This is a genomic window from Flindersiella endophytica (assembly GCF_054779015.1).
In genome coordinates this window covers 378,909-385,842 of the sequence record NZ_BAAGYY010000015.1, presented here as the reverse complement: position 1 = coordinate 385,842, position 6,934 = coordinate 378,909, and the positions used below count along the sequence as shown (strand labels likewise).

Annotated in this window: 7 protein-coding genes; 1 reads left to right on the top strand and 6 read right to left on the bottom strand. The window is 71.1% G+C overall.

The window, feature by feature from the left end; translation table 11 throughout:
- Positions 1-193: 193 nt before the first annotated feature.
- From ACYVF6_RS17295 to ACYVF6_RS17270, 6 genes are read right to left on the bottom strand one after another with little or no spacing between them, the layout of a single operon-like run.
- The gene (locus ACYVF6_RS17295) at positions 194-616 is read right to left on the bottom strand and encodes an SHOCT-like domain-containing protein (RefSeq protein WP_460522373.1); all 423 of its coding nucleotides are present in this window, start codon (positions 614-616) and stop codon (positions 194-196) included.
- Between the two features lie 11 nt (positions 617-627).
- Complete coding sequence (locus ACYVF6_RS17290) at positions 628-885, bottom strand: hypothetical protein (protein ID WP_460522371.1); 258 nt, start codon at positions 883-885, stop codon at positions 628-630.
- A complete protein-coding gene (locus tag ACYVF6_RS17285; RefSeq protein WP_460522369.1) occupies positions 885-1,334 on the bottom strand; it encodes a DUF2089 domain-containing protein in 450 nt (149 codons plus the stop codon). Before ACYVF6_RS17285 ends, ACYVF6_RS17290 begins: the two co-directional genes overlap by 1 nt.
- 43 nt (positions 1,335-1,377) lie before the next feature.
- Positions 1,378-2,712, bottom strand: a complete 1,335-nt coding sequence (locus ACYVF6_RS17280; RefSeq protein WP_460522367.1) for an FAD-binding oxidoreductase — start codon at positions 2,710-2,712, stop codon at positions 1,378-1,380.
- A 1-nt stretch (position 2,713) separates the two neighbouring features.
- Positions 2,714-3,289 (bottom strand): dihydrofolate reductase family protein, encoded by a 576-nt coding sequence (locus ACYVF6_RS17275; RefSeq protein ID WP_460522365.1) that lies wholly within the window; start codon positions 3,287-3,289, stop codon positions 2,714-2,716.
- A complete protein-coding gene (locus ACYVF6_RS17270; protein WP_460522363.1) occupies positions 3,286-3,699 on the bottom strand; it encodes a DoxX family protein in 414 nt (137 codons plus the stop codon). The genes ACYVF6_RS17275 and ACYVF6_RS17270 overlap by 4 nt, the downstream gene beginning before the upstream one ends.
- A gap of 143 nt (positions 3,700-3,842) precedes the next feature.
- Between ACYVF6_RS17270 and ACYVF6_RS17265 the strand changes: the two genes are divergently transcribed.
- Positions 3,843-6,548: a LuxR C-terminal-related transcriptional regulator gene (locus ACYVF6_RS17265; RefSeq protein WP_460522361.1), complete on the top strand. Its 2,706-nt coding sequence runs from the start codon at positions 3,843-3,845 to the stop codon at positions 6,546-6,548.
- The last annotated feature ends 386 nt before the right edge of the window (positions 6,549-6,934 follow it).

The following is a 6,934-nucleotide window of genomic DNA, read 5'->3' as shown; positions in this document are numbered from 1 at the left end:
TCGTCTTGGTCGATGAACCATCTACCGGAGACCTCGCACATTCTTGATCACCGACACGCCGAGCACACCCAGATCACAACAACCACTTATGAAACAGGGCCTAGACTCCAAAGTTGCAGTAGAACCGTGTTCCGCTGTAGCGGGCGCGGCCTCGGGAGGGTGTTCCAGCACCCTTCCGGGGGCCCGCACGGCGCTACTCGCAGAAGATGCGGACTTTGGCGTCGGACTGTTCGACGTCGATGGTGAGCTCGTCGAGGTGTTCCACGAGCGACTCGAGCTGGTCGGGCTTGAGCTGTGCCAGGTCGACCGACACGCCTGAGCTGGTCAGTTCGGCGTTGGCGCGTTCGAGTGCCCGTGGCGGGATCAGCGCCGCCAGTTGTACGCCGGCCCGGAGCAGCTGCAGGGGCACCCGGATGTTGATCCGCCCGGGCTCGCCGTCCTCCATGGTTTCGGCCACCACCCGCAGGTACTTCGCCTTGCTCTTCGGCCGGGCGTCGAGGCTCGACACGTTCGGCGGCTGGTCTCGGTCGAGCGCGGTGAGGAGCTGGTCCGCCTCCGCCGTGGTGATCTTGTCCTCGGCCAGCATGTCGAGGATCTCCTTGCGCTGTTCGTTCATCGGAATCTCTCCTATCGGATGGTGACGAGGTAGGACGTACGGCCTTCCGCGAAGTCGACGCGGGTGCCGGGCAACGCCGAGACGATGCTCCAGCCGATGCCCAGTGCGCGCGTCACGTCGACGCGGTAGATGTGGCAGGCCACGATCACTCCCACGACGGCCAGGACCACGACCGGTGAGAGCAGGAGCAGGATCGGCAGTACGGGCAGCCAGATCCGGAGCGGGCGCCGGCCCGGGCGCATGACTCGTACGGTCAACAACTGCGGCATCACGCGCGACCCTCCAGTTCGGACACTGCCTGCTGTGCGGTGATCTCGCCGCGGCGCAACCGATCGATGATGTCGGCCCGCGACGGCGCCGGATCGGTCTCGACGAAGTCGAGCATCTGGGTGATCCGGTTGAGCCGTGACTTGATCGTCGGGTAGCTCACGCCGAAGATCCGCTCCATCTCCTTGATGGAGCCGTGGCACCGCACGAACGCGGTGACGAACACCTGATCCTCGACGTTGAGCTGGGCCAGTTGCGGTAGCTCGAACTGCCCCTCGATCGCGACGCCGTTGCCGGCCAGGCGCACTCGCTCGACGACGAACGGTTGCCCCCGGGTCAGGTTCGTAAGCTCCTGCCAGTCCATCGCCTGATCTGTCATATCCAAAGTTGTATCCGACGAAGAATCAATTTTCAAGAGGTTGACATTAAGATTTTTAAGATCGAGCCTCACGTGACTGAGCCGTCGTCGACACTGTCGACGACGGCTCAGGTCGTTACGGGCGGGTGTTCTGGTTCAGGTGGAAGGTGTTGCCGGGGTCGTGGACGCGTTTGACGGTCCGCAGCCGCGCGAGCTTCGCCGGCGGGTAGCAGCTGGTCAGCAGGCCGTCGCCGGGGTCGGCCACCGTGTTGACGTAGGCGCCGCTGGCGAACGGCTCGAGCCCCGCGGCGTAGCCCCGGGCGTCGGCGATCCGGTCGGAGTCCTCGGCGGGATCGGTCCACCCGGCCCCGGTGGTGAACTCGACGAGCGCGTCGCGATGGCTGTACGCCGACGCCTCGTCCGGCACGTCGGCTGTCGCGCCGCCGTTCAACGTCAGCCGGGCGTTCGGCCGGAACGGGTCGTCGCCCCAGTCGAGGAACGCGTCGATCGCGGCGTCTGGCAGCGACCGCAGGTAGTGCCCCTTGCAGTACCTGCGGAGCGCGTGTCCCTCGGCCTCGTCGTCGCCGGTCTGCAGGTCGAGGTAGCTCAGCTCCCGGACGTCGGCGCCGATCGGTGAGCCGACCCGGGCGTACGACGCGAGGAGCCGGCGCCCGGAGGCCGGGTCACCCACCCAGACGTATCCGATGCTCGCGACCGGGCGCCCGCCGAACTCCTCCCGCCGCCCGACCCTGGCCACAGGCGTCGCCGCCCGTGGTGCGGACTCGAGCAGGTCACGCCAGCCGCGCAGGGCGGTGCCCGCGTCGTCCAGGTCGTAGTAGAGGTTCGCGACCATCGCCCTGGTGCCGACCTGGTGCAGCCGGAACTCGAACTCCGTGACCACGCCGAAGTTCCCGCCGCCACCGCGCAGCGCCCAGAAGAGGTCCGGGTGCTCGGTACGGCTGACCCGCAGCACCTCGCCGGTCGCGGTCACCAGCTGATACGACGCCACGTTGTCGCACGTAAGCCCGTGCATCCGGGCCAGCCAGCCGGTGCCGCCGCCGAGCGTGAGCCCGCCGACGCCGGTGTGCGAGATGTTGCCCGCGGTCGTGGCCAGCCCGTACCGCTGCGCCGCCACGTCCAGCCCGCCGAGCAACGCGCCGCCACCGACCCAGGCCCGGCGGCTGCCCGGGTCGACCCGGACAGCCGCCAGACCGGACAGGTCGATCACCAGACCACCCTCGGCGACGGGATGCTCGAGGAAGCTGTGGCCGCCGCCGCGTACGCCGATCTCCAGCCCGGCCTCGCGGCCGTACCGGACCGCCGCCACCACATCCGCGGTGGTGGTGCACCGTGCGATCGCCGCCGGCCGCCGGTCGACGACCGCGTTCCACACTGTGCGGGCGTCGTCGTACCCGTCGTCGCCCGGCCGGATCAGCAGCCCGTCGAAGCCGCGAATGGTCAGCCCGGTCATCTCAACGCACCACCCGGAACCGCAGGTGTGTCACCAGCGGCGACGCGATCACGTCGGTACGCTCCAGCCGGACCGGCGCCGCGTCGAACAGGTCGAACAACCGGACGCCACCCCCGAGCAGGATCGGGACGAGGTGCACGAACATCTCGTCCAGCAACCCGGCCTGAAGCGCCTGCTGCGGGACCGTGGCGCCGTGCAGGGCGACGACCTTGCCCGCCGCCACCGCCTCGGCCTGCTTGATCGCGCTCTCCACGCCGTCGGTGACGAACGTGAACACGTCCGGCGCGGCGACCCGCTCGGGCGGCTGGTGCGTGACCACGAAGCACGGCACGCCGGCCACGGGTCCACCGTCGCCCCAGCCGCCATCGCCCTCGCACTGGTCGTAGGAGCGGCGGCCCATCACGACCGCTCCGGCGCCGCGAGCCATCCACGTCAACAGCTCCTCGTCCTGCTCCGTCCCGCTGACGATCCACTCGTGCAGAGGGTCGCCGCCGACACCGAGCGGGTGCTCGCGGCTGACGTTCGGTCCGGTCACGAACCCGTCCAGCGACATCGACATCGCAGAGCACACAGTCATCGCCGGACCGCCTTCCGAGCCAGCTCCCGTACCTCGGTCCGCCGGAGCCAGGCGACCAGCCCGGCCACGCATCCGAACGCCAGCGGCAGCACCGGCGACTCGCCGAGTACGACCAGGTTGGTGAGCACCGCACCGGCCATCAGGCCGATCAGCCCGAGCGCGGCCACGCCGCACAGCCGCGGCACCAGCAGGCCGATCGCTCCGGCCAGCTCGAGCCCGCCCACCAGGTAGCGCAGCCACTGCCCGGCGCCGATCTCGGCGAACATGGCCACCATCGCCGGGTCGCCGGACAGCTTCATCACCCCGGCGCCCACGAACTGCGAGGCCAGCGCGGCCTGCAGGACCCAGCGCGCCACCGCCGCCGGCCGGACTCGCCGGACTCGACGGACCGGGATCGTCGTACCACTCATCACGTCCTCCTTCGAACGCCTCGAACTTGATACGACGACGATCGCGACCGGCGGCACCGACACACATCCGCGCCGGCCACGGATCCACCACGGAACGGGTACGGAGCCCGCGCGGACTCCTCGGATCGGCGATGATGTGCCCGATGAGCGATGTGGAGATCTCGGCGCGCGAGGCAGAGGTGCTGGCGGCCATCGCCGAGCACAGGTCGAACGCGCAGATCGCCCGCGCGATGCACATCTCGGTGCGTACGGTCGAGAGCCATGTCTCGTCGCTGCTGCGCAAGTACGGCGTGACCGACCGCCGGGAGCTTGCGGGTGTCGCCGGGGGAGGGCGGGCGCCGGGGATGCTGGGGCTGCCGGCGAGCCGGACCACGTTCGTCGGGCGATCGGCGGAGACGGCCGCGGTGGCCGGTGCACTGCGGCAGGCCCGGCTCGTGACCCTGCTCGGTCCGGGTGGGATGGGCAAGACGCGGCTCGCGACCGTGGTCGCCGCCGAACTGGGGATACCAGGTGCCTTCGTCGACCTGGTTCCGGTACGAGACGGGCTGGTCGCGCGAGCGGTCGCGACCGCGCTCGGGGTGACCGAACGTCCCCCGCAGACGCTCGAGCAGGCACTGGCCGAGCGGTTGCGTACCGGCCGGACGCTGCTGGTGCTGGACAACTGCGAGCACCTGATCGAGGACGTGGCCGAGGTGGTGGAGCGGCTGCTGGCCACCGGCGCGGAGACCAGCGTGCTGGCGACCAGTCGCGAACGCCTCGGCGTGCCGGGCGAACACACCGTCGTACTGCCGCCGTTGCCGACCGACTCCGAGGCGGTTCAGCTGTTCACCGACCGGGCACGAGCCGTGGACCCGGCGTTCGGTCTCGAGCCGCACACCGACCCGGCGGCCCTCGCCGAGCTGTGTGCCCAGCTGGACGGGATGCCGCTGGCGATCGAGCTCGCGGCCGCCCGGACCGCCTCGCTCGGGATCGACGGGCTCAGATCCACGCTCGACGACCGGCTGCGGCTGCTGGCCGGTGGCCGGGGCACCAACCCGCGGCACCGCTCGCTCGCCGCGATGATCGGCTGGAGCCATGACCTGCTGGACGACGACGAGCGGCTGCTGTTTCGGCGGCTCGCGGTCTACGTCGGTGGGTTCGACCTGGACGCCGCGTGCGCGACCAGCGTGGAACGACCACGCGGCGACGTCGCCGACCTGCTCGGGCGGCTGACCGACAAGAGCCTGCTGGTCCGCCGCGGAACCCGGTGGCGGCTGCTGGACACGATCCGTGCGTTCGCGCTGGAACAGCTCGGTCCCGACGAGCTGGTGACCGCGCGCGAGCGGCACCTTGGCTGGGCGGCCGACGCCGCGGCCGCCCTGGAGAACGAGATCGACGAAGCCACCTGGCCGGCGGCGTACGACGAGGTGGTCGGCGACCTGCGAGCCGCGCTGGCCCACACGCCGGCGGCGGCCGCTCCCGTCGCGCACCGGCTGGCGCGGTCACTGGGCCACCTGGCGTTCGCCCGGCGCGAGTTCACCGAGGCGGTCGCGCACTACACCTCGGCCGCGGACCGGGCCGAGGACGGGGCGATGGCGGCCCGCGACCTGCGTGCCGCCGCCGACGCCGCGCTCGCGGTGGCGGACGGGCAGGCCGCCGTCCGGCTCCTGCTCGAGGCCGCCGACCGGGCCGTCGCCGACGGCAACGTCCGGGCCACCATGTTGGCCAGCGCCGTGATCGCGTACAACCGGCACCCGGCTGGGCCGCTGCTGCAGACGCCCGAGGCGGAGACGGCCCGGCTGCTGGCCGAAGCGGAGGACAGCGCTGTCACTGCTTCCGGGGACGCTCACGTCGAGGCGTTGCTGGCGACGGCCCGAGCCTGGGAACGCGGTCACGGGCGGGCCGTGGCCGACGCGGAGCTCGCCAGGCGGGCAGTCGAGGTCGCGCGCCGTTCCGGCGACCCGGTGCTCATCGCGGGGGCACTCGATGCCCGGCAGGTCGCGGCGGCTGAGGCGGGCCGGCTGCGCGAGGCACGCGGCTACGCCCTGGAGCGGATCCGGCTGACGGAACCGCTGCCCAGGCACGAGCCGTACGCCGCCGCCGAGATCGTCGACGCGCACCACAACACGTCCACCACGGCGGTGGCGATCGGAGACCTGCGTAGCGCGCTGGCCGATGCGCAGGCCGCGATGGCCGGCGACCCGACGGCCGATCATCCGTACATCTTGCTGCCGCGATTGATCCGGCTGTACGCGCTGATGGGCCGGTTCGACGAGTGCCTGTCGGAGGCCGACGCGTTGTGGGAACGCTGGCAGCGGGACGGCTCACCGCCGATGGAGTGGATGGCGTCAGCGCTGTCGGCGGCCGCCATGGTGCACGGCCTGCGCGAGGACGGCTCGTTCGGCGAGTGGCAGCAGCGGGCGCTCGAGGTTGCCCGGGTCTCCGATCCGGCGGCATCGCCTTCACTGGCAGCACCCTCCGCCTTCGCCGCGGCGAGGGTCGCGGTGCACACCGGAGACCTGGCAGGCGCTTCGGATCTCGTCACGCAGGCCTTCGCCGGCGTCGCGCGGGGCTGGTGGGCGCCGTACGCCCAGGCCTCGGCGGCTGAACTGGCTGTCGTAGCGGGCCTGCCGGACTCCGGGGCGCGGCTGGCCGCAGCCGCGCCCCTCGCAGCCGAGAACGACTGGGCAGCCGCCTGCCTGTCCCGAGTCGACGCCCGCCTCACCGGTGACGCGCAGGCCCTCTCCACCGCGGTCGACGGCTTCGCCCGCATCGGCGCACGGTTTGAACGTGCCTGCACACTGCTCCTGAGCAGCGACCCGGCCGCAGGCGCCGCCGACCTGAATGCCCTTGGAGTACCGCGCCGCTGAGTCCCGCGGTGAGCCTCTCCGTCGATCGGCCATGCTGCTGGGAGGTCTTGGGTGTCGGTGCGGAGGCTGTGTCCGCACCGGTTTGCGACTTGCAGGTCGGTGAGTCCGGCGGAAACCGCCCGGGTCCTGCACCCGCTGCACCCGCACAACCGCCACGACAAGTTCCCAGACCCTCTTCGGCATCATCACCCGCCAGGCCATCCGCCGCGGCAGCTTCGAATCCGTCGCCGACCCGACCGAGGCCATCGACACCTTCATCGACGCCCACAACAACCGCTGCCAGCCGTTCACCTGGACCAAGACCACCGACGAACTCGCGAAATCGGACGCCCCGCCCACACACAGCCGCAAACCAAACGTACGAACACGACATCTGGAGGGAGTGG

Excerpts from the sequence above, each read along its gene's own strand:
- ACYVF6_RS17280 (WP_460522367.1), bottom strand. The coding sequence starts at position 2,712 with ATGACCGGGCTGACCATTCGCGGCTTCGACGGGCTGCTGATCCGGCCG.
- ACYVF6_RS17290 (WP_460522371.1), bottom strand. The coding sequence starts at position 885 with ATGCCGCAGTTGTTGACCGTACGAGTCATGCGCCCGGGCCGGCGCCCG.
- ACYVF6_RS17265 (WP_460522361.1), top strand. The coding sequence starts at position 3,843 with ATGAGCGATGTGGAGATCTCGGCGCGCGAGGCAGAGGTGCTGGCGGCC.
- ACYVF6_RS17295 (WP_460522373.1), bottom strand. The coding sequence starts at position 616 with ATGAACGAACAGCGCAAGGAGATCCTCGACATGCTGGCCGAGGACAAG.
- ACYVF6_RS17275 (WP_460522365.1), bottom strand. The coding sequence starts at position 3,289 with ATGACTGTGTGCTCTGCGATGTCGATGTCGCTGGACGGGTTCGTGACC.
- ACYVF6_RS17270 (WP_460522363.1), bottom strand. The coding sequence starts at position 3,699 with ATGAGTGGTACGACGATCCCGGTCCGTCGAGTCCGGCGAGTCCGGCCG.